Source organism: Peribacillus sp. TE19612, assembly GCF_056279465.1.
In genome coordinates this window covers 137,797-156,904 of sequence record NZ_JBWCCL010000011.1, presented here as the reverse complement: position 1 = coordinate 156,904, position 19,108 = coordinate 137,797, and the positions used below count along the sequence as shown (strand labels likewise).

At 39.3% G+C, this 19,108-nt stretch carries 26 protein-coding genes and 1 tRNA gene; 19 read left to right on the top strand and 8 right to left on the bottom strand.

The features are described 5' to 3' along the window. Positions 1–41: 41 nt before the first annotated feature. On the bottom strand, positions 42–785 hold the full coding sequence (prpE, locus tag ACZ9AO_RS19585) for a bis(5'-nucleosyl)-tetraphosphatase PrpE (RefSeq protein ID WP_476109955.1): 744 nt from the start codon (positions 783–785) through the stop codon (positions 42–44). A 121-nt stretch (positions 786–906) separates the two neighbouring features. On the opposite strand from prpE, the gene mgtE reads away from it, so the two are divergent. From mgtE to spoVIF, 11 genes are all read left to right on the top strand, one after another. Further along, positions 907–2,283: a magnesium transporter gene (gene mgtE, locus ACZ9AO_RS19580; RefSeq protein ID WP_251539052.1), complete on the top strand. Its 1,377-nt coding sequence runs from the start codon at positions 907–909 to the stop codon at positions 2,281–2,283. A 133-nt stretch (positions 2,284–2,416) separates the two neighbouring features. Continuing rightward, entirely contained in the window at positions 2,417–3,190 is a 774-nt protein-coding gene (fabI, locus tag ACZ9AO_RS19575) for an enoyl-ACP reductase FabI (protein WP_054397168.1), read from the top strand. A 307-nt stretch (positions 3,191–3,497) separates the two neighbouring features. Continuing rightward, positions 3,498–3,809, top strand: a complete 312-nt coding sequence (locus ACZ9AO_RS19570; RefSeq protein ID WP_251538687.1) for a hypothetical protein — start codon at positions 3,498–3,500, stop codon at positions 3,807–3,809. A gap of 11 nt (positions 3,810–3,820) precedes the next feature. Continuing rightward, complete coding sequence (locus ACZ9AO_RS19565; RefSeq protein ID WP_251538688.1) at positions 3,821–4,393, top strand: spore coat CotO family protein; 573 nt, start codon at positions 3,821–3,823, stop codon at positions 4,391–4,393. Between the two features lie 14 nt (positions 4,394–4,407). Continuing rightward, positions 4,408–4,773: a DUF1360 domain-containing protein gene (locus tag ACZ9AO_RS19560; protein ID WP_034314467.1), complete on the top strand. Its 366-nt coding sequence runs from the start codon at positions 4,408–4,410 to the stop codon at positions 4,771–4,773. Between the two features lie 293 nt (positions 4,774–5,066). Beyond that, positions 5,067–5,564 (top strand): YhcN/YlaJ family sporulation lipoprotein, encoded by a 498-nt coding sequence (locus ACZ9AO_RS19555; protein ID WP_476109951.1) that lies wholly within the window; start codon positions 5,067–5,069, stop codon positions 5,562–5,564. 16 nt (positions 5,565–5,580) lie between these two features. Then, entirely contained in the window at positions 5,581–6,051 is a 471-nt protein-coding gene (spoVAC, locus tag ACZ9AO_RS19550) for a stage V sporulation protein AC (RefSeq protein ID WP_251538702.1), read from the top strand. A 3-nt stretch (positions 6,052–6,054) separates the two neighbouring features. Then, entirely contained in the window at positions 6,055–7,080 is a 1,026-nt protein-coding gene (gene spoVAD / locus ACZ9AO_RS19545; RefSeq protein ID WP_251538704.1) for a stage V sporulation protein AD, read from the top strand. A gap of 16 nt (positions 7,081–7,096) precedes the next feature. Beyond that, positions 7,097–7,453, top strand: coding sequence for a stage V sporulation protein AE (gene spoVAE / locus ACZ9AO_RS19540; protein WP_251538706.1), 357 nt, complete (start codon positions 7,097–7,099; stop codon positions 7,451–7,453). A gap of 102 nt (positions 7,454–7,555) precedes the next feature. Then, positions 7,556–7,708 (top strand): sporulation protein YjcZ, encoded by a 153-nt coding sequence (gene yjcZ / locus ACZ9AO_RS19535; protein ID WP_476109948.1) that lies wholly within the window; start codon positions 7,556–7,558, stop codon positions 7,706–7,708. 113 nt (positions 7,709–7,821) lie between these two features. After that, positions 7,822–8,076: a sporulation-specific transcription regulator SpoVIF gene (spoVIF, locus tag ACZ9AO_RS19530; RefSeq protein ID WP_034314458.1), complete on the top strand. Its 255-nt coding sequence runs from the start codon at positions 7,822–7,824 to the stop codon at positions 8,074–8,076. 120 nt (positions 8,077–8,196) lie between these two features. Here the strand turns inward: spoVIF and ACZ9AO_RS19525 are convergent, their stop codons facing one another. Beyond that, positions 8,197–10,470 carry an ATP-dependent helicase gene (locus tag ACZ9AO_RS19525; RefSeq protein ID WP_476109946.1) on the bottom strand — a complete coding sequence of 758 codons (2,274 nt, stop codon included), beginning with the start codon at positions 10,468–10,470 and terminating at the stop codon, positions 8,197–8,199. Between the two features lie 150 nt (positions 10,471–10,620). On the opposite strand from ACZ9AO_RS19525, the gene ACZ9AO_RS19520 reads away from it, so the two are divergent. Next, a complete protein-coding gene (locus ACZ9AO_RS19520) occupies positions 10,621–10,917 on the top strand; it encodes a hypothetical protein (RefSeq protein WP_476109944.1) in 297 nt (98 codons plus the stop codon). Positions 10,918–10,971: 54 nt separating this feature from the next. Here ACZ9AO_RS19520 and ACZ9AO_RS19515 read toward each other — a convergent pair whose 3' ends face one another. From ACZ9AO_RS19515 to ACZ9AO_RS19495, 5 genes are all read right to left on the bottom strand, one after another. Further along, on the bottom strand, positions 10,972–11,460 hold the full coding sequence (locus ACZ9AO_RS19515) for a spore coat protein (protein ID WP_063577043.1): 489 nt from the start codon (positions 11,458–11,460) through the stop codon (positions 10,972–10,974). 234 nt (positions 11,461–11,694) lie between these two features. Further along, positions 11,695–11,958 (bottom strand): hypothetical protein, encoded by a 264-nt coding sequence (locus ACZ9AO_RS19510; RefSeq protein ID WP_048686585.1) that lies wholly within the window; start codon positions 11,956–11,958, stop codon positions 11,695–11,697. 159 nt (positions 11,959–12,117) lie between these two features. Beyond that, a complete protein-coding gene (locus ACZ9AO_RS19505; protein WP_207200503.1) occupies positions 12,118–12,579 on the bottom strand; it encodes a GNAT family N-acetyltransferase in 462 nt (153 codons plus the stop codon). Next, the gene (locus ACZ9AO_RS19500) at positions 12,551–13,066 is read right to left on the bottom strand and encodes a YjcG family protein (protein ID WP_048686587.1); all 516 of its coding nucleotides are present in this window, start codon (positions 13,064–13,066) and stop codon (positions 12,551–12,553) included. The genes ACZ9AO_RS19505 and ACZ9AO_RS19500 overlap by 29 nt, the downstream gene beginning before the upstream one ends. Before the next feature lie 88 nt (positions 13,067–13,154). Then, positions 13,155–13,877 carry an alpha/beta hydrolase gene (locus ACZ9AO_RS19495; RefSeq protein ID WP_054397157.1) on the bottom strand — a complete coding sequence of 241 codons (723 nt, stop codon included), beginning with the start codon at positions 13,875–13,877 and terminating at the stop codon, positions 13,155–13,157. Positions 13,878–14,067: 190 nt separating this feature from the next. Between ACZ9AO_RS19495 and ACZ9AO_RS19490 the strand changes: the two genes are divergently transcribed. Beyond that, complete coding sequence (locus ACZ9AO_RS19490) at positions 14,068–14,625, top strand: phosphatidylglycerophosphatase A family protein (RefSeq protein ID WP_476109940.1); 558 nt, start codon at positions 14,068–14,070, stop codon at positions 14,623–14,625. Between the two features lie 17 nt (positions 14,626–14,642). Here ACZ9AO_RS19490 and ACZ9AO_RS19485 read toward each other — a convergent pair whose 3' ends face one another. Further along, positions 14,643–14,864 carry a hypothetical protein gene (locus tag ACZ9AO_RS19485; RefSeq protein ID WP_034314444.1) on the bottom strand — a complete coding sequence of 74 codons (222 nt, stop codon included), beginning with the start codon at positions 14,862–14,864 and terminating at the stop codon, positions 14,643–14,645. Between the two features lie 504 nt (positions 14,865–15,368). Between ACZ9AO_RS19485 and ACZ9AO_RS19480 the strand changes: the two genes are divergently transcribed. The 6 genes from ACZ9AO_RS19480 to ACZ9AO_RS19455 all read left to right on the top strand — a co-directional run bounded on the left by ACZ9AO_RS19480 (position 15,369) and on the right by ACZ9AO_RS19455 (position 19,009). Next, entirely contained in the window at positions 15,369–15,854 is a 486-nt protein-coding gene (locus tag ACZ9AO_RS19480) for a hypothetical protein (RefSeq protein ID WP_476109938.1), read from the top strand. After that, entirely contained in the window at positions 15,800–16,411 is a 612-nt protein-coding gene (locus tag ACZ9AO_RS19475; protein WP_476109936.1) for a hypothetical protein, read from the top strand. Before ACZ9AO_RS19480 ends, ACZ9AO_RS19475 begins: the two co-directional genes overlap by 55 nt. Before the next feature lie 285 nt (positions 16,412–16,696). Next, a tRNA-Val gene (locus tag ACZ9AO_RS19470) sits at positions 16,697–16,768 on the top strand. A gap of 301 nt (positions 16,769–17,069) precedes the next feature. Then, positions 17,070–17,603: a GNAT family N-acetyltransferase gene (locus tag ACZ9AO_RS19465; RefSeq protein WP_476109934.1), complete on the top strand. Its 534-nt coding sequence runs from the start codon at positions 17,070–17,072 to the stop codon at positions 17,601–17,603. 138 nt (positions 17,604–17,741) lie between these two features. After that, positions 17,742–18,515, top strand: a complete 774-nt coding sequence (locus ACZ9AO_RS19460; RefSeq protein ID WP_476109931.1) for an SDR family oxidoreductase — start codon at positions 17,742–17,744, stop codon at positions 18,513–18,515. 287 nt (positions 18,516–18,802) lie between these two features. Then, positions 18,803–19,009, top strand: coding sequence for a hypothetical protein (locus ACZ9AO_RS19455; RefSeq protein ID WP_476109929.1), 207 nt, complete (start codon positions 18,803–18,805; stop codon positions 19,007–19,009). Positions 19,010–19,108: the final 99 nt, after the last annotated feature.

The window sequence follows — 19,108 nt, the reverse complement described above, 5'->3', positions numbered from 1 at the left end:
ATAGACGCAAAAAAACTCACCAAGATGGCGAGTTTTTTTGGTTAATCAAAAGATGTCCTGAATTTTTCCGCTATATATGGCATGGTTGAAGGCACCTCTTGAAGATCCAGTTCGGGATAACGGACAGCCGTCAGTTTTCCACCGAAGACGCAGCCTGTATCAATATTGTATGTATGATTGACTTGTCTAGCTTCAGGGACAGGTGTGTGGCCATATACGATCCAAGATTCCCCTTTGTATGATTTGGCCCAGTCTTTCCTGACGGGAGACCCATCCGGATGTTTGGAGCCATTTATATCACCATAGAGGACAAAGGTTTTTACTTTACTGCTATATTGACCAATATAGTCACTGCGAATTCCTGCATGGGCAATGATCAATCGCCCTTCATCCATGATTTGATAAAGTGGGGAACGTTCATATAGATCCATGAATTTTTTTCGGATTTTCTTCTGCTCCCGACTGTTCAGTGATTCATATTCAGCTACAGTAGTTTCTAAACCGTGTGATATTTGTACTTTATTGCCTGAAAAATAACGATACAATTTATTGCAGTGGTTACCTGGGGCATACCTTGCTATATTTTGGTTAATGACTAATTCATGGACAACCTCGATTACCTGAAGGGAATTGGGGCCGCGATCGGTTAAATCCCCTACAAAGCCGAGAATCCTTCCAGAGGGATGTACAGGAACCCCAGTCTCCCATGTATAGCCCATTTTTTCGGTCAGCTGCCTGAATTCAGCGAAACATCCATGAATGTCCCCTATGATATCGATGTTCATTTGACACATCCTTTGTTTGTTTTGTATATGTTTATGGTATTAGTATAGTATTATTTAAAAAATAAAATATAAACGAGGAAATGAAAAAATATGTTTTAGGAGGTGTATGGTTATGGAGGAGATGAAGGACCGGGAGAAGGAACGGGAGAGTAGTCAAGTGAATAACGAGTTTTTGCTTGAAGCGCTTAAAACGGAAAATCTAGATCAGTTTCGTACGGAGTTCCTTGAAATGCACCCTTATGATCAGGCTCAATTTTATACAAGCTTGTCAGATGAATTCAGATCCGTCATTTACACATATTTGTCACCGGAAGAAATGGCGGACCTTTTTGAGAATATAGAAATAGATGAAGAGGATTACGAAAGCCTGTTGGCTGAAATGAATCCTTCTTACGCAGCTGATATGCTTTCCCATATGTATGCGGATGATGCTGCTGACGTCCTGAATGAAATCAATGATGAGCAGGCCGTCAGCTATTTGACCATCATGGATGATGAAGCGGCAAGCGAAATCCAGGAACTTCTGAATTATGAGGAATCTACGGCAGGAAGTATCATGACGACAGAGTTCATTGCCATTGAAGCAAATGAAACGGCTCGATCAGCCATGCAGATCTTAAAAAGGGAAGCTCCGGATGCGGAAACGATATATTATGTGTTCGTTACCGATCAGGATAAGAAGCTGCTTGGTGTTTTATCGCTCAGGACTTTGATCATAGCAGATGAAGATGCTTTAATTGGTGATTTAATGGATGACAGGGTAGTTTCCGTACCTGTATCTGAAGACCAGGAAGAGGTGGCACGAAAAATAAGGGACTATAACTTCCTTGCCGTGCCGGTCGTCGATTTCCAAAACCATTTGTTAGGGATTATTACGGTTGATGATATCATTGATGTCATGGATGAAGAGGCATCGGATGATTATTCAAAACTCGCCGGTATATCTGATCTGGATCATGTTGATAAGAGTCCATTTTCAGCTGCAAAAAAACGGCTGCCATGGTTGGTCATCCTCTTGTTCTTAGGCTTGCTGACTGCGAGTTTGATCGGGCGATTCGAAGAGACACTAAGCCAAAAAGCGATTCTGGCTGTATTTATTCCATTGATTGGCGGCATGGCTGGAAATACAGGAACACAAGCATTGGCAGTAGCGGTCAGAGGAATCGCAACAGGTGAATTAGAACAGGAAAGCAAGTGGAAACTAGTCCTTCGAGAGGCTGGAACTGGTCTTATTATTGGTCTGACATGCGGAATTGCCATCATTTTCATCGTCTATTTTTGGCAAAAAGATTTAATGCTGGGTTTATTGGTCGGTATTTCGATTTTCATAACTCTGATCGTTGCCACACTTGCCGGTTCAATCGTCCCGCTTCTCATGCATAAAATGAAAATCGATCCAGCAGTAGCTTCAGGTCCTTTCATTACAACTATAAATGACCTTATCAGTATTCTTATTTATTTCGGATTAGCAACATTATTAATGGGCTATTTACTATAAGTCAAAGAATGCCCTCCTGGAGGGTCATTCCCAGAGGACTTTAGAAAACGGTGTTTTTATCAAAGGAAATTTGATATACTGTCATTAGTAGCAGGTACTAATAACTTGTATTAAAAATAGGAGGTCACATACGATGACTTTTTCATTAGAGGGAAAAACGTTTGTCATAATGGGTGTTGCGAATAAAAGAAGTATTGCTTGGGGAGTTGCCCGTTCCTTACATAAAGCAGGTGCAAAGATGATTTTCACTTACGGAAAAGACCGTACGGAAAAAAGCGTTAGGGAACTATCTTCTACATTGGAAGGGGAGCCCTCCATCATTTTACAATGTGATGTAACGAAGGATGAAAGCATTGAAAATTGTTTTGCGACGATTAAGGAAGAAACAGGTATCATTCATGGCGTGGTACACAGTGTCGCATTCGCTAACAAGGAAGAACTGGACGGTGAGTTCGTCAACACGAGCCGTGAAGGGTTCTTGCTTGCCCATAATATCAGTTCATTTTCTTTAACGGCTGTAGCTAAAGCGGCGAAAGAAATCATGCCGGAAGGCGGCAGCATCGTCACAATGACGTATCTTGGCGGTGAGCGGGTCATGCCTAATTATAATGTAATGGGAGTGGCTAAGGCTTCACTTGAAGCCAATGTCCGTTACCTGTCAAGTGATCTTGGCAAAGATAACATTCGAGTGAATGCTATTTCAGCGGGACCTATCCGCACCCTATCCGCAAAAGGTGTTCGCGACTTCAATACCATTTTAAAGAAGATTGAAGAAGAAGCACCGCTTCGTCGTACAACGACTCCAGAAGAAGTAGGGGATACGGCAGTATTTTTATTAAGTGACATGTCCCGCGGGATTACCGGGGAAAATATCCATGTGGATTCTGGTTACCATATAATCGGATGACAGTAAAAGAAGGGGACCGATATCGGTCCCCTTTTTTATTGATTTTCCACTCATCAGGAACCTTTAATTGCTGCATCCTCATTTGAAATCTATCCGATTTTTTTCATCTTCAAATGTTTTAGTTTTCTCCATAAATGCCCAGCATATCCAAGCTTGGTTTGATGTCCTTTTTTGAAGGAGTGTCACATCTCCAGCATAAAGAAGGGTGAGTTTCATATAAATGATACATAGAGCGGATATTCATTGTTTGCGAGAATCGGCATAAAGCTGCTTTCAACCCTATTCGAGAAAAAGAAGGAGGGGTATCATGGACGTGGAAAAAGTTGGTGTGCCTTGTGCTGGAAAACAAACCATACAAAATACGCTGAAGAGACATATCAATTTACATGAAAAAAATATCAGCACTTCATATACCGCCGAGGAATTGGTGGAGCTATTGTCCCGACTTCCAGCCTTTGCACCTAAGCCTGTTTGTAAGTTCATCATCAATGACCGTACACTATTCGGGAAATTGGAACAAAAAAAAGAATCCAGTTTGTTCATAAGGCATAAATTCGGGAAAAAAGTTGTCCAATACCAAATGGAACAGCTGCAGTCCGTGGATATTCTGAAATATTAAGGAGGGTTTTCATGTCAGAGAAAAATGGCGATAAGGAATCCAAACCACTTATATATGTCGATCAAGCAAAAATATCAGATCTGCGTGGAAATATGCAAAGTGATTTTCGGACGAAAAAGGCTAAACCTCAAGACAGCGCTGAGCCGGAACTTCAGGAAGAAGCCGAGCATAAAGAAGAAAAAATCGAACAGGTCAAACGCGAATTTGGTGTTTATGATGCCATGATGGAAATTGAAAAAGAGATTACGGGATTAAGGAAAATCACGGAAGAATATGTCCCTGAGCAAGCTCCGGTTGAAAAAATGGAACATCCTGAACAAATAGAACAGGAAAATGAAAAGCCAGTTAAGAGAAAAAGGAAAAAGGTGGAGAAGAAAGAATCTTCCCGTGAAATCATTTCCCGCCTATCCAATCATCAAGGTTTTCCAAAACCATTATGTGAGGCGGTAATTAACGGAGAAAAGCTTCGGTTTCATGTGTTGGGCATGAGAGGGGAATCAGTGAAAATTAAAAGAGGGAACCATATCCGTTTCGTGGGTCTGCCGGATATTATCGATGCCAAAATAATTGAAGAATCCAAGTGAAGGAGCAATATTAAATGTTTCCCCCACAAAGTGAATTTACCTTATTTATCATATTAGGCTTGGCTTCCTTCAGGCTGACACGCTTGATCGTTTTCGATAAAATCATGGAGCCGCTGCGCAGCCCCTTTTTTAAAGAGATAGAAGAAAAAAATGAAGAAGGAATTGTGGAAATATTTTTAATGCCCAAAGAAAAGGGTCTGCTGGGGTGGATTGGTCAATTGCTAAGTTGTTTTTGGTGCGTGGGTGTCTGGGTCAGCCTTTTTCTGGTTTTCCTTTATATCCAACATTGGTTTATAGGCGACGTACTGATATTAATCCTTGCCGTTGCAGCAGTAGGAGCGATAATTGAGGTCATAATCAGCAAAATTATGGACATTTGATTGGAAACAACTTGTCTAATCATTCATATAGTATGATATAGATCTTAAAGGAGGAGTCATGAATTGAATCAGAAACAGAATAATCCATGGGCATATGCAAAACCGATAAAAAAAGATCAGCCAATCAAAATCAAGAAAGATTGTGGCTGTAATAATAACAATAAAAATAAAGGCTATTGAGTGAAAAAACCTTTCCATTTTGGAAGGGTTTTTTTATTTCCTAATCCTACCATTCATAAAAAAACCGTTAAACAAGAAAATAACAATAGAACGATAAATTAGGATGTGATTCTATGTTCAGACAAGGAAGATATTTTAAGGGAAGCTGGCTGATTTTTATAGTTGTTTTTTGTGTGATTACGGCGTGCAGCAATCAGAATGATGGAAAAACGGAGAATTTCGCAATGATTAAACGTACGAATCCTGAACCGATGGATATCATTAATGGAATGGATGAGAAGGATGAAAAGGGACTGATCTCAAAGGTAAAGGAAACAGTTGCAAATGAAGACACCATCTATGACGTGATCGTCGTGAAAAACGGGAAAAAGATTATCGTCGCTTATAAAGTTAAGCACTTACAACGTTTTCATATGAAGAAAATTGAAAAGACTGTGACTGAACATCTGGAAGAAAGATTTCCCGAGAATGATTTTATTGTTTCAAGCGATTATAAAATCTTTTTGGAATCGGTAAGATTGAACGAGTTACTTAAGGAAAAGGATGTACCCGAGAAAAAGGCAAGGAAGAAGTTCAAGGAAATTGAAGAACTTCAAAAAGAATTAATTTAGAAGAGAGGTTCAACACATGAGCGGCAAGGATAAAACGACCCCAATACAGGATGCGTATCAAGAGCTTCAAGAGAAGCATGAAATTAAAAGACCGATAGTGAAGAATTGTTTGAAGGCCTTTTTAGTAGGTGGCATATTCTGCACAGTGGGACAAGCCATTTCCTACTTCTATATTTATTTTTTCAACTTTACGGAGCAGACAGCTGGAGGTCCGACAACGGCCACCATGGTGTTTCTGGCCCTTTTGATGACCGGTTTCGGATTTTACGACCGCATTGGCCAGTTTGGGGGGGCAGGGAGCGCCGTCCCTGTTACGGGGTTCGGTAACGCAGTCATTTCTGCAGCAATCGAACATCGGACGGAAGGTTTTGTACTTGGAGTTGGATCCAATATGTTTAAATTGGCCGGATCGGTCATTTTATTCGGAGTATTTTCAGCCTTTGTCGTGGCGTTGATAAAAACGATTTACCTAATGATTGGGGGCTAAGCGGTGTTAAAGGGAAAACAAACATGGATGTTCACCAATAAGCCGGTCATCTTGGAAACAGGGGTAACAGGAGGGCCATTTGAATCTAATGGAGAAATCGCGGGTGATTTCGATATTCTATACGACGATTTATGGATGGAGCAGGATTCCTATGAGAAGGCTCATCGCCATTTAATGGAGAAAGCGGTAGAGCTTGCATTGGAGAAAGGCAAGATTGACAAGGAGCAGGTACAATTTTTCTTGGCGGGTGATTTAATCAATCAGGTTACACCGACAAGCTTTGCGGCCAGAACCAATGGGATTCCATATTTCGGCTTGTTTGGAGCCTGTTCCACATCGATGGAAGGGCTTGCTCTAGCTGCCTTCATCACTAATTATGGCGGGGCTAACTATGTGTTGACAGGAGCATCGAGCCACAATGCAGCTGTTGAAAAACAATTTCGCTATCCAACTGAATATGGCGGGCAAAAACCACCTACAGCTCAATGGACGATAACAGGAGCGGGGGTGGCGCTGGTTGCTCCTGGTGGAAGCAAGCAAGGGGAATATCCACATATTGTCTCGGCCACTATTGGAAAAGTCATTGACATGGGATTGAAAGATCCTTTCAACATGGGGGGAGCGATGGCCCCGGCGGCCGTCGATACGATTCTTTCCCATTTTAATGATACTGGTTTGACCCCGGATGATTATGATTTCATCATAACTGGTGATTTAGGTCAAATAGGGAGGGAGACAGCTCTTGACTTATTGAAGCAAAAGGGCTGTGATGTCAATCAGGAAAAATTCAAGGATTGCGGATTGATGATTTTTAAAAAGGACCAGCCTGTTTTGGCTGGCGGGAGCGGTGCGGGATGTTCGGCAGTCGTTTTATACGGTCATATATTAAATGAAATGATTTCCGGTAAATATAAAAAAATCCTCCTTGTCGCAACAGGAGCGTTATTGTCGCCGCTTTCGGTCCAGCAAAAAGATACGATTCCGTGCATTGCCCATGCAGTGGCCATTGAATATGGGATGAATTCATGAAAAAGGAGGGATTTCAATGTTAGCAATGTTTTTTTGGGCCTTTGTCATCGGTGGCTTGATTTGTGTAGTCGGCCAGCTTCTTTTCGATGTTGCAAAGCTGACACCGGCACATACGTTAAGCTTGTTCGTTGTAATAGGAGCTGTTCTTGCCGGATTTGACTTATATGAGCCGCTTGTTGACTTTGCCGGTGCCGGAGCAACCATACCGATCGTTTCGTTCGGGAACTCGCTGGTGAATGGGGCTATGATGGAATCGGAAAAACATGGTCTCGTCGGCGTACTGACAGGTATGTTTGAAATTACGAGTTCCGGTATCTCTGCAGCAATCGTCTTTGGATTCATCGGAGCTTTGGTTTTCAGGCCAAAAGGATGAAACCAGCGGAAATAGGCAGCCTGGACTAGGACATGGCCTATACATATTTGTCCAGACCTACATATGTTATCAGTAAGCTTTAGCGAGAGCGAGGTGATATGTATGTTTGGTTTTGGTGGCTACGGTTGTTGTGGCGGCAGCGGTTATGGATACGGCGGCGGTTATGGCGGAGGATACGGTGGCGGCGCTTCCACTTTCGCGATAATCGTTGTATTGTTTATCCTATTGATCATTGTAGGGGCTTCTTTCTGCTAAGGCGTAAAAGGAATGGGCAGAAGAAGCCTATTCCTTTTATTTTTTTTGTATGGGCCTAGCACTTTTTTCTGATAATGCCATAGGATAGGTACAGAAAAGGGAGGGGCTTAAGTATGGATAATAACTTTTTTAAAAACATAGAAGGTAAAACCGGCGTAAATATGAAAGATGTATTAGAATTGGCAAACTCGCTGCAAGGAGCCAACTTCAAAGATGAAACAACGGTTAGAAACGTCATTAAGCGCGTTTCAAAAATAGCGAATAAGCCGGTCAATAAGGAAACGGAAGATAAAATCGTACATTCCATCGTAGCTGAAGGGAATAAACTTGATTTCGGGACGATATCCAATATGATTAATAAAAAATGAAAAAGGGCCTGCTATCATGCAGGCCTTCAGACTGCAGACAAACTTGAAAAAAAGCTAGTTTGCCTGCAGTTTTTTAATTTTAAAAAGTCCATTTGCAAGATTTATAGCGTCGGCTTTTGGTCAAAGCTTCAGGAAACGTGATGGATGGGCAGTCCGTCCGCGTCTAGTTTGCAGGATGGAAAGGTAAAGATCCTTTTTAGCCCTGGTTGCCGCTACATAGAGCAATCGTCTTTCCTCTTCAAGAGGGGATAGTTCCCCTTTTCGGTAAGATTCAAGTGCGAAATCATGAGGAATGCTGCCATCGACAGCAGCAAGGACATATACGGTTTGATATTCAAGCCCTTTGGAACGATGTATGGTGGTAAGCTGTATGGCATCCTTAAAGTGTTTCGATAGCTGTTTAATCTCTTGGACCATCGCAGTCATATGATCGACATGTTCAATGAAAGCGGCAACGGTTGGAAAACGATTTGCCGCCACCTTTAAGTCACGGATGTCATCGGACCCTTTTTCCAGGTTCGCATCATTACCGCGTTTTTTTACATATTCCTGGTATCCTAAATCTTTCTCGATGATCTCTAATGCTACGAGTGGCGACATAATTTTTAAAGACCGAATCTGTCCCGGAATCGTTTTTAATTTTCGTTCTTGAAAAGCATGTCCAGTCTTAACAAAAGCAAATGCATCGATGAAATCACAATCCTGCAATATTGTCATTGCTTTTAACTCTTGTAATATACTTTGCTTTAAGAATAGGGAGGAAAGGACATCTGATGCTGCCTTGCTGTCATGCGGGAACAAACTCAAGCGCATAAAGGCAAGCATGCCGCGAATAACCTTGCGCTGATAAAACGAATCCGCATCCTTTTCAATGACGAATGGCAGATTCGAAGCGGCTAGCCGTTCAAAAATGGCCCTGGACATCGTGTGTGTCCTATACAATACTGCAAAGTCCCCAGGGTTTGCTCCCTTGGATATTTTCTCTTGGATATCGGATACGATCATCGTCGCTTCCAATTCTTCATCATAAGGATAAAATAAAACAGGTGGATTTCCTGAATCATGCTGTGCCCTCATCTTTTTCTCCATCCGGTTCTGGTTTCGCTTGATCAAGCGGTTCGCCGTAGCGACAATTTCATGGGAAGAGCGGTAATTCTCCGTCAGCTTCACCACTTGGGATCGAGGGAAGTCATGATTGAAATTCAAAATATACTTCGGATCGCTTCCACGGAATGAATAGATGGATTGGTCATCATCTCCAACCGCACATACATTTTTTGAATCAGCAGATAGGAGTTTTATCAATTCATATTGAACTTTATTAATATCCTGAAACTCATCGACCAAAAAATAGTTAAACCTTTGCTGATATTTCTTTAAAAATTCCGGATTATTTTTAAAAAATACATAACAGCCTACAAGCATATCATCGAAATCATACTTCCCTGTTTGCTGTTTATATTCTTCATATTTCTTATATAAATGTAAACAGGATTTCTCCCAATCGTCCTTAGGCTGGATATCTTCCGGAAAAGCCAATGAGTTTTTCCATAGTCCAATTTGTTGAAGGGCCTGATCATATGCAAATTCCTTATCATCAAGTTCCAATTCCCTGCCAGCCTGTTTCAATACCTTTTCTTTTTCCCACTCCCACTTCAATAGGAAATCACGCTGCCATTTGGCTGGTTCATGGAAAATCAGGATTTTATAAAAGATGCTATGAAATGTCCCGCTAACGATTTGAGAAACAAGGGAAGGAGTCATATTGGGATAGCCGAGCAGACGCTGCTGCATTTCCTTTGCGGATTTCGCCGTAAATGTTACAAGCATGATACTTTTTGGATCAATCTTTTTCACTGAGAGCATATAGGCAGTACGTACTGTCAATACGCGGGTTTTCCCGCTGCCTGCTCCTGAAAGGACAAGGATGGGTCCATCGATCGACATTGCCGCCTTGAGTTGCTCTGCATCGAGAACAGCCCCTGAAGAGGATAATTCTTGAAAGTATGGTTCCTCTGATTGTGCCAGGTCATATGTTTTATCTGAATATTTCGGATTGCCGGTTATGGGACGGCTTTTAAGGAAAGGTTCAGTAATGGTTTTCGTTTCAGTAATGGTTCGTGATGTAGGAATTCTAAAACCATTCTGTTCCATATATTCTAATGGCTTATCTTTATTTATTGATTCTGAAATTGGCATTTCACAGGGTCCCTGCGATGGGTCGCTATGATAAAAATAAGGTGTCTCATGGATTCCAATAAATAATTTCACTGGTTTATGACAAATGATACAAGAAAGCTGATCACGTTTTCCCTTTTCAAAAAGTGTCTGCAGCTCACCAGCTGAAACGGTATGTAAATGTACGATTTCATTGCCAGATTTTGCTTGATTCATATAAATGGATACCTCTAATCTATTAAAAATATCGGCAATACTCATCATACCAGAAGATTAGGAAAAAAGAATGTGGAAATCATGTTTAAATATTGTTTAGGCAGGGTAATTAAATGACAACATAACTATTTCATATAAGGAGGGGTTACTATGGGATATATAGCACCTGTCACACAATTTGATTATATTCAATATGCCAACCGGACGGTCGAAGCTGCAGGGAAAGTAAGAATTGTTAAAGGAGCGGCACCCATTCAACCCATCCGTTTTGATCAGGTGTTGGAAAGGGAAAGGGAAAGCGTTGAAGGATTACACCAAATTCAAGATAATGATCGGGTAGGTACATATGGAGCAGGCTCATATAAACATGAAATAGGCAGGAGCGTCAGGAAAGATTTAACGCCTGGAATGACAGGAAAAGGCAGGTTCATCAACGAAATTGTCTAGTACCTCCAGAAAGACAAAAGAGGACACGTGAAGTGTCCTTTTTGTGTTGATTTCTTAAAGAATGTCTATTTCCACGATTAGGGCTAACAATAGTTGCAATAAAAGTTGGATGTTAAGAGCGATTTGTGCATCAGTTGTTGTAATGTCGATATCACGGCTGTTTTCAACAATTGTTTTTTGGCGCGTGATTTGTTTAACATTAGAAGATTGGATTAATTGTTGAGTGATCTTGTCAGCATTATCAGCATCTGCAACGGAAATGCTTACGATGACCGCAATTGCAGCTTGTAGAGCAGCTTGTAGTGAGAGGGCCGCTTTAACATCCGTTGAAGTGATATTTACATTACAAGAATCTTTAATGTAAATAAGTTCTTCAGAAAGCTGAACTTGATTATTATCCTGTCTTGCATCTTGGTCAATCTTTGTGTCATCGTCGTTACAGAATCCTGAAAGGGGATGTCTGGAAGCGGAATCTAGAGCCGACCATGACCTTTCAGAGTCATCATGTGTGTTACAATTGCTACGATATACATTTTGGTTCATGTTGTTTTTTCCTCCTTAGGTTTTATTCCCTATTAAAATATGCTTTGATGGTTAATCGGGTTGGACGAATAAATCAGTTCATTCGTCTATTTTTTAAAATACTTAGAGAAAGTATTAGTGTGTGGGGGATGAATAATAAAGAAGCTGGAGCTTTAGGAATGAAATGTAAGTGCTGCTATGTCTCGGTTTACTTATTTCTCGCCAGCAAGTAAGGTGATTAGGTGATATGGTGCGTCATTTATCTTTGGAATCCGTGAATTTGTTGTGAATGGAATTGGTAACTGGATTAACATCATGTTCCGTGATGTTCTTTTCTTGGTTTATGATTTTTAGTGATTGCTCTTGTAAATAACGAACGGTTTCTTTAAGGTTGTTTCTCTCTTTTTCAGTTAGATCGACCTTTTCCTTTTTGAAACCATGCTTTCTCAAAGTCCTCGAAACCAGCAGTTCCATCAGTCTTTTTTGAGACTCATCCAGGTTAAAATCATTGTTACCCATAAAATTTTCCCTCCTTCTTGCTTTCTATATATAGACTATGTATTTTTGATGAGATTGCCATTGAACGGAAATGGTTTTTTTCATAAAACGATAATTTAAGTCCATGAACGAACAAAAAAAGCTGTCCAATCAGAAGACTGAAAGGACAGCTTTTTTATATCATAAAATGGTTTTCTTCATCGTTTTATGAGGAATGCCAGCATCCATGAATTCGTCGGAAACGATCTCATACCCTAATTTTGAATAAAAAGGGATGGCATGCACTTGGGAATCAAGCTTCAATTGTGGCACTTCCTGCTGGATTGCGTATTCCTCAATAGCATTCATGATCATGGCGCCGGCACCATTCTTACGGCCCGATGATAGTACACAAATGCGCTGTACTTTACCGATGTTGTCAATGACCCTGAAGCGGCCGGCACCGATTGGCTGATGCTGCTCATCATATAAAACGAAATGTGTGGACTCTTTTTCATATTCATCGATCTCTTCTTCAAGAGGGACGTTTTGTTCTTGGACGAACACTTTTCTTCGAATCATATATGCGTTTTCAAGCTCTTGGCTGTTCTCTGCGATTTTTACAAACACGAAATCATTCAGCTCCCAATCTAAATGTTTCATAAACGGTCCATGCCCCGTCTTCAAGTTGATACAGCAAGTGAACTCGTTTCACCTCTTCTTCATGGCTGATGTCAAGCATGCTTAATTGGCCTAAAACATCAGAATGCTCATTATCGGATAAATCTTGAGCGATCGTAATATGCGGGACAAATGCATGTTCACTTTCACTTTTTATGAAATCCTCATTGTTAAGTGCATCATGCAGCTCTTGAAGCCCTTCGGATAATTCTACTTTGAAATAAATAGTATTGCTTACGGGTTGGAAAGACTTCGTTTTGGTTACGCTCATCGTAAAAGGCCTGCATTTTTGAGCAATGACTTTTAATTGTTCCGCGATTGTTGAAATTTCCATATCCGTCGCTTCGAACGTTGGTTTAAGCGTTAGATGCGGTGGTATGAAAGCATATTTCGTATCATACCGTTTGCGATAGGAGTTAGCTAAATCTTGAAGTTTTTTTGAAGGGAAAATTGCAACACCATATTTCATAAATAAAACCTCCTGATATTTTTTATTGTTGTATTATAGTTGGACATGTTTTTTCTTGAAACCATCCCAAACAGATGATTTCGAGTAATTAGAACATTTCCAATAGTGCTCGTTTCAAATCTGCCTGCCAGTATTTCCAGGTATGATTACCTTCAAATTCTTCATAGAAGCAAGGAAATCCTTTTTGGTTTATTAATTTATGCAATTCCCTATTTGGTTCTATGAAGTTTGCCTTATTGCCATCCGTCGTCGGTACATCTGTTTCACCCGTCCCGATCACATGGTAAAGTTCGAGGAGATGCGGATCCTCAAAATTACGTACAGCATCCATTACTGCTTCATTGGCAAGCGGGGACTGCATGATGCATTTCCCGAATGTATGCGGATACTGCAAAGCGGCCAATAAAGAAACTGTACCGCCTAGAGAGTCACCGATCAAAGTTCGACCATGTCCCATTTGATAGGTTGGGAATTCATCATCTAAAAACGGGACTAGTTCATGGGCAAGAAAACGTATGTATGCAATGTGCTGTTCCCCGTCCGGATGATATTTGCGCCTGCGGTCAAAGCGGTCTTTATAAGGAATTCCGACAATGATGATATTCTCGATCTCATCATTCCCTAACAGTTCATCTGCTACCCGACCGATTCGGCCCATTTGAAAATAATCACGGCCATCCTGAGCAATCACAAGCGAATATTTATACAATGGCGAATAATTAGCAGGCAAGTAGACAAGCAATTCCAATTCTTCTGCTAAAGCTTCGCTTTTAAACATGTACTCTTTAATTGTGCCTTTGCGTAAACTCATTCTCCCGCACCTCAATGATAATTAATAATGAAAAACAACTTACTTGATTATTTTAGCATAGCCTTGCAACTTTTTCCCGCGACAAGAATTTGGAATATAAAATTTTCGTTATATTTTCTAAAAATTTAAATTATAAGGTGCTATAATACAAGGATATAGAAAAATAATACAAAAAAAGGTGGCGAATAAAATGGCAGATGTACACGTGCACAGCAGGGAAGTGACAAAGGCGGCTAAACGAACATTATTGGAGCGTGGTGTCAGTGTGGAGGCAATTGCAAAAATCGTTTATGAATTGCAGTTCCCGTACAAAGCTGATCTTAAGCTGGAGGAATGCATCCACAGCGTTGAGCGTGTCCTGTTGAAAAGGGAAATTCAACATGCCATTTTAGTCGGTGTGGAGCTGGATAAACTGGCAGAGCAAAAAAAACTATCAGAACCCCTGCAATCGATTGTTGAATCAGATGAAGGGCTATTCGGAGTGGATGAAACGATTGCCTTTGGTGCAGTACTCGGTTACGGAAGCATTGCTGTAACGACCTTTGGCCATTTGGATAAAAATAAAATAGGCGTCATACACGAACTTGATAAGAAGCAAGAAGGAATCGTGCATACCTTCCTGGATGATATCGTTGCAAGCATTGCCGCGAGTGCCGCCTCAAGGTTAGCTCATCGTCTGAGAGATGAAGAAGAATCGTTAACTGAAGAGGAAAAGGACATCCAGGAAGAAGAAGAGTTAATAGGTTGAACCTTGAAGAGCAATCTTCAGCCAGACCTGTAAAACCTGGCCTTAATGAGGCGGGCAGAAAGGATGTTGGCTACTTTAAATGTCCGTTTTGTCTGCCTTAGAAAACAGAATGCGTGAATATGGCCTGGATAAATTTCAAGCACCTGGATTTTCCGTTGCGTAATCTTACCTTGTTCGGAGAGATAAATTATTTCTAATGGAGCATTTTCTTCCATATGTTTACGAAGTATATATTTCATTCCCAGTCACTCCTTTGCTGACTTGCTTGCTAACATTATATGCGAACATATGTTTTGTATGCAAGTGAAAAGGGAACCTTGGTTCTGTTTTGTTGTGAGGGTAAATGGAAGAAGATGAAATTATAACTTTTTTAATAAAATATGTATACTAACAAAAAAACAAAAAACATCAACCAAAACTGAAGTGCGATTATACCTCACCTCATTTTCAGATTGAGAATAAAGAATCTGTTTCCCCGATTATATCCACAAAAATCCCTTCCTTATTGTTAACGACCACCTTCTTAATAAGATATAAAATCCAGTAGATTTTTGCTGTTTGAGTTGGATTTATTTTCAAATTTGTAACATATGTACAAACATCTTTTCTTTTAATGAATAAAATAACCTGAAAATAAAAAAAGAAAAAGGTGATTATAATTAAAAATCATTATTCCATTTCACATTGTAATTCCTTTATAGACACCACATATCTTAATAAGAAATGTGTGCAAAAGAAACCGGATGATTGTCATAGCTGTCATAAGAAACACAATGACTGTATTTGTCATCAAAAGAAACAGGATGATTGTCATAGCTGCCATAAGAAACACAATGTCTGTATTTGTCACCAAAAGAAACCGGATGATTGTAATAGCTGCCATAAGAAACACAATGTCTGTATTTGCCACCAAAAGAAACCGGATGATTGTCATTGCTGTCATAAGAAACACAATGACTGTATTTGTCATCAAAAGAAACCGGATGATTGTCACTGCTGTCATAAGAAACACAATGACTGTATTTGTGAGCAAAAGAAAGATGATGACTGTCATTTGTGCCATAAGAAACATAATGACTGTATTTGTCATCAAAAGAAACCAGATGATTGTCATTGTTGTCATAAAAAACACAGTGACTGTATTTGTGAGCAAAAGAAAACCGATGACTGTCATTTGTGCCATAAGAAACATAATGACTGTCACTGTGACAATAAGAAACATAATCTAGTAAGAGCCTCTGCGTTCAGGGCTAATAAGAACACACCACAACTTTACGAAGCAGCGTTAACTCCCTCTGTAAAAGTTTTATTCCAAACTGAACAGTTTGATTTAGCAGATGAATATAATCCGCACATATCAACATTTATTCCAACTAAGGATGGAATTTATGAGATAACAGCAAAAGTCTCGTTTTGTCCGTCAAAAAGGAAAAGCGATGATTCCTCAAAAAACAAAAAAGATAATTGCAAATGTGATTATTGCAGTAAAAATAGTTGCAACTGTGATTATTGCAGAAAACATCATTCTTCAAAAGACAAAAAAAAGAATTCTTCAAAAGAAGGATATGTCGCATCCATTTCCATTAACGTAAATGGAGATAATTTAGATATTGTTAATGACTTCTTGAAGAAATCAAGACCTATTGGACTATCGGTTACTACAATCCTTCAGTTACAAGCAGGAGATCGGGTACAAGTATTATTTAGCGCAGATGCAAACGGAGAAATTTTAGCAGAAGCATCTTTAACAAACTTTCAGGCTGCTAGATTCCCTTCTCCAATGTAAAGATCTTTCTGCTTTAGCCTTAGATTGAGTAAATGGACATCATATTTGTTAATTAAAGTTGAGTAAATGTATGATTAGGAGCCTTGGATTCTATTCCGAGAAATTTTTGGGGTAAAATCGAACTTTCAGGGATTAACTCCTAAGACCACACTTTACGGAAAAAAACTTTTTTAGCAAAACTACTTGTTTTATTTTGAATACCACTATATAATAAATATTGTTCAGAAAAGAAGTCAGCAACTAAGTAAGTTTTAAACCAAGCTCTAAAGAGCTTGATTTACATACGACTTGTTAGCTCAGTGGGAGAGCACTTCCTTGACAGGGAAGGGGTCGTGGGTTCGAATCCCTCACAGGTCATCAACTTCCAAAGGCTCAAATCCTTGATATCACAAGGGTTTGGGTCTTTTTTGTTTTTAAAGATATAGTTCATTTTGTATTATTTACTCAATTGGTGGCGTAATGGTGGCGGATTGAGAAGGATTTAAACGTACTACAGGTCAATTATTTGTAATAATCGTGTGCTTTACTTTAAAAAGGGAGGTTGCTGAGGCAGCCTTTTTCTTATTGCACCACCGGGGCAGTTTAGTTCTATAAGAAACCTAATTACATTTATGGTATTATATGTAATAACAATATATAGAGCCTGGGGGAGTTATTAATGTTTCCAATATTAGAGACAGAAAGACTTATACTAAAAGAAATAACAAAAGAGGATGCAAAAGGTATTTTTGCTTGTTTTTCTAATAACGATGTAACACGTTATTATGGACAAGAAACATTACATAGTATAGAACAAGCAGAGAAGTTCGTTGACTTCTTTTCAAAAAACTACAATGAAAAAAGAGGCATACGCTGGGGGATTGAAAGAAAAGAGACAAAAGGCATAATTGGAACAATTGGCTTTAATGCTTGGTTACCTAAACATAAAAGAGCAGAAATAGGGTACGAAATCCATCCAGAGCAGTGGAGAAAAGGATATGTTTCAGAAGCAATATCTAAAGTTCTTTCATATGGTTTTGATGTTATGGATTTAACTCGTATAGGTGCTGTTGTATTTATTGATAATGAAGCATCTAATAGTTTACTAACTAAAATTGGTTTTCAAAAAGAGGGAGTTTTGAAGAAATATATGTATCAAAATGGTGAAGCACACGATACCTATGTCTATTCATTATTTGAAAGTAATAAGTAATTAAAGTTCTTCAGCCAATGGGTGCGTTAGCTGAAAATCAGAGCTGTCTTTATGGCAGCTTTTTCTTTATGCACCTATCTGGGCAGGTTAGTGAAGGATTAAGACTTAAATTTACTTTTGAAATGGAGGAATATTATAATGGACCAAATAAAAGGGAAAATTGCAATTATTACGGGCGTAAGCCGTCTGAAAGGGATTGGAGCTGCTATTTGTAATGAGTTAGCTGAATCGGGTTATCATATATTTTTTACTTATTGGACGGAATATGATAAAAAAATGCCTTGGAGCATTGAATTAGATGAGCCCATGAAATTAAAAGAAGAATTACTAAAAAAAGGTATTGAGGTATCATGTATGGAGTTGGATTTAACTCAACATGATGCACCTGAACAACTTATAAATAAAGTTTCTGAACAACTTGGTAAACCTGATATCTTGATTAATAACGCAGCATACTCAACTAACAACGATTTTTCTAATATAACTGCCGAAGAATTAGATAAACATTACATGGTAAATGTTCGTGCAACGACACTATTAAGTAGTAAATTTGCTCAAAGGTTTGATAAGAAATCAGGTGGAAGAATAGTCAATATTACTTCAGGTCAGTTTCAGGGACCAATGCCTGGTGAATTAGCATATGCAACAACAAAAGGAGCTGTTGATGCTCTAACTATTACATTGTCGGCTGAACTAGCCCCTTTAGGAATAACGGTTAATGCATTAAATCCAGGTCCAACTGATACAGGTTGGATGACAGAGGAAATAAAAAATGAATTAAAACCGATGTTTCCTTTCGGTAGGATAGGAAAACCGAGAGATGTTGCAAAAACTATTAAATTTCTAGTGAGCGATGAAGCAGATTGGATTACAGGTCAGATTATTCATTCAGAGGGTGGATTTAAAAGGTAAATTAAAAAAAGGCTTTGGTTTTAGAACCATTTGGTTGTATTGAATTCTAGGATAGATATTAATTTGTGAAGGAGTGTACTTAAACTAACGGGTGCATTGCTTCAATAATGAGGTTCTGCGGCAACCTTTTTCTTAAGGAGGCATTAACGGGGCAGGTTAGCTAAACAAGCGATGTAGACACCAGCTGACTATGTAATGAAAAAAGGGATTTTTGACGGTTATGTGAACAGGTAGGATTAGCAACTAGACATAGAGAATACCTATTTATCAAAAAGGGGGATTCTTTAGTGGTAAAAGAAAACTTACTACCTGTAAAATGTTCTTGGTGCAAAAAAGAATTGGGTGCAATAGACTTGGTCATAATCAATAAATCACTTCAGCTGACGCATGTTCAATGCCCAAATAAAGGAGAAAAAGCATCAATTATTGATGTAGGATATTTTAATGCTGTTTCCCGAAAATACTTGACCTATACTCATGAAAAAGCCTATTAAGTAGGGGCTTGTAAAGTCCACAGTAAACTAAGAGGTTTGTCTACAAAATTACAAAAATTAATGTATAAAATGGTTCCATGAATGAGAAATCCATTTCGA

Coding starts and splice junctions, on each gene's coding strand:
- ACZ9AO_RS19555 (WP_476109951.1), top strand. CDS start 5,067: ATGTTCAGACAAGGAAGATATTTTAAGGGAAGCTGGCTGATTTTTATA.
- ACZ9AO_RS19570 (WP_251538687.1), top strand. CDS start 3,498: ATGGACGTGGAAAAAGTTGGTGTGCCTTGTGCTGGAAAACAAACCATA.
- ACZ9AO_RS19505 (WP_207200503.1), bottom strand. CDS start 12,579: ATGAAACATTTAGATTGGGAGCTGAATGATTTCGTGTTTGTAAAAATC.
- ACZ9AO_RS19510 (WP_048686585.1), bottom strand. CDS start 11,958: ATGGGTAACAATGATTTTAACCTGGATGAGTCTCAAAAAAGACTGATG.
- ACZ9AO_RS19515 (WP_063577043.1), bottom strand. CDS start 11,460: ATGAACCAAAATGTATATCGTAGCAATTGTAACACACATGATGACTCT.
- spoVAE (WP_251538706.1), top strand. CDS start 7,097: ATGTTAGCAATGTTTTTTTGGGCCTTTGTCATCGGTGGCTTGATTTGT.
- ACZ9AO_RS19480 (WP_476109938.1), top strand. CDS start 15,369: ATGATTGTCATAGCTGTCATAAGAAACACAATGACTGTATTTGTCATC.
- fabI (WP_054397168.1), top strand. CDS start 2,417: ATGACTTTTTCATTAGAGGGAAAAACGTTTGTCATAATGGGTGTTGCG.
- ACZ9AO_RS19460 (WP_476109931.1), top strand. CDS start 17,742: ATGGACCAAATAAAAGGGAAAATTGCAATTATTACGGGCGTAAGCCGT.
- yjcZ (WP_476109948.1), top strand. CDS start 7,556: ATGTTTGGTTTTGGTGGCTACGGTTGTTGTGGCGGCAGCGGTTATGGA.
- ACZ9AO_RS19560 (WP_034314467.1), top strand. CDS start 4,408: ATGTTTCCCCCACAAAGTGAATTTACCTTATTTATCATATTAGGCTTG.
- prpE (WP_476109955.1), bottom strand. CDS start 785: ATGAACATCGATATCATAGGGGACATTCATGGATGTTTCGCTGAATTC.
- ACZ9AO_RS19500 (WP_048686587.1), bottom strand. CDS start 13,066: ATGAAATATGGTGTTGCAATTTTCCCTTCAAAAAAACTTCAAGATTTA.
- spoVIF (WP_034314458.1), top strand. CDS start 7,822: ATGGATAATAACTTTTTTAAAAACATAGAAGGTAAAACCGGCGTAAAT.
- ACZ9AO_RS19490 (WP_476109940.1), top strand. CDS start 14,068: ATGGCAGATGTACACGTGCACAGCAGGGAAGTGACAAAGGCGGCTAAA.
- ACZ9AO_RS19520 (WP_476109944.1), top strand. CDS start 10,621: ATGGGATATATAGCACCTGTCACACAATTTGATTATATTCAATATGCC.
- ACZ9AO_RS19465 (WP_476109934.1), top strand. CDS start 17,070: ATGTTTCCAATATTAGAGACAGAAAGACTTATACTAAAAGAAATAACA.
- ACZ9AO_RS19525 (WP_476109946.1), bottom strand. CDS start 10,470: ATGAATCAAGCAAAATCTGGCAATGAAATCGTACATTTACATACCGTT.
- ACZ9AO_RS19495 (WP_054397157.1), bottom strand. CDS start 13,877: ATGAGTTTACGCAAAGGCACAATTAAAGAGTACATGTTTAAAAGCGAA.
- spoVAC (WP_251538702.1), top strand. CDS start 5,581: ATGAGCGGCAAGGATAAAACGACCCCAATACAGGATGCGTATCAAGAG.
- ACZ9AO_RS19565 (WP_251538688.1), top strand. CDS start 3,821: ATGTCAGAGAAAAATGGCGATAAGGAATCCAAACCACTTATATATGTC.
- mgtE (WP_251539052.1), top strand. CDS start 907: ATGAAGGACCGGGAGAAGGAACGGGAGAGTAGTCAAGTGAATAACGAG.
- ACZ9AO_RS19485 (WP_034314444.1), bottom strand. CDS start 14,864: ATGAAATATATACTTCGTAAACATATGGAAGAAAATGCTCCATTAGAA.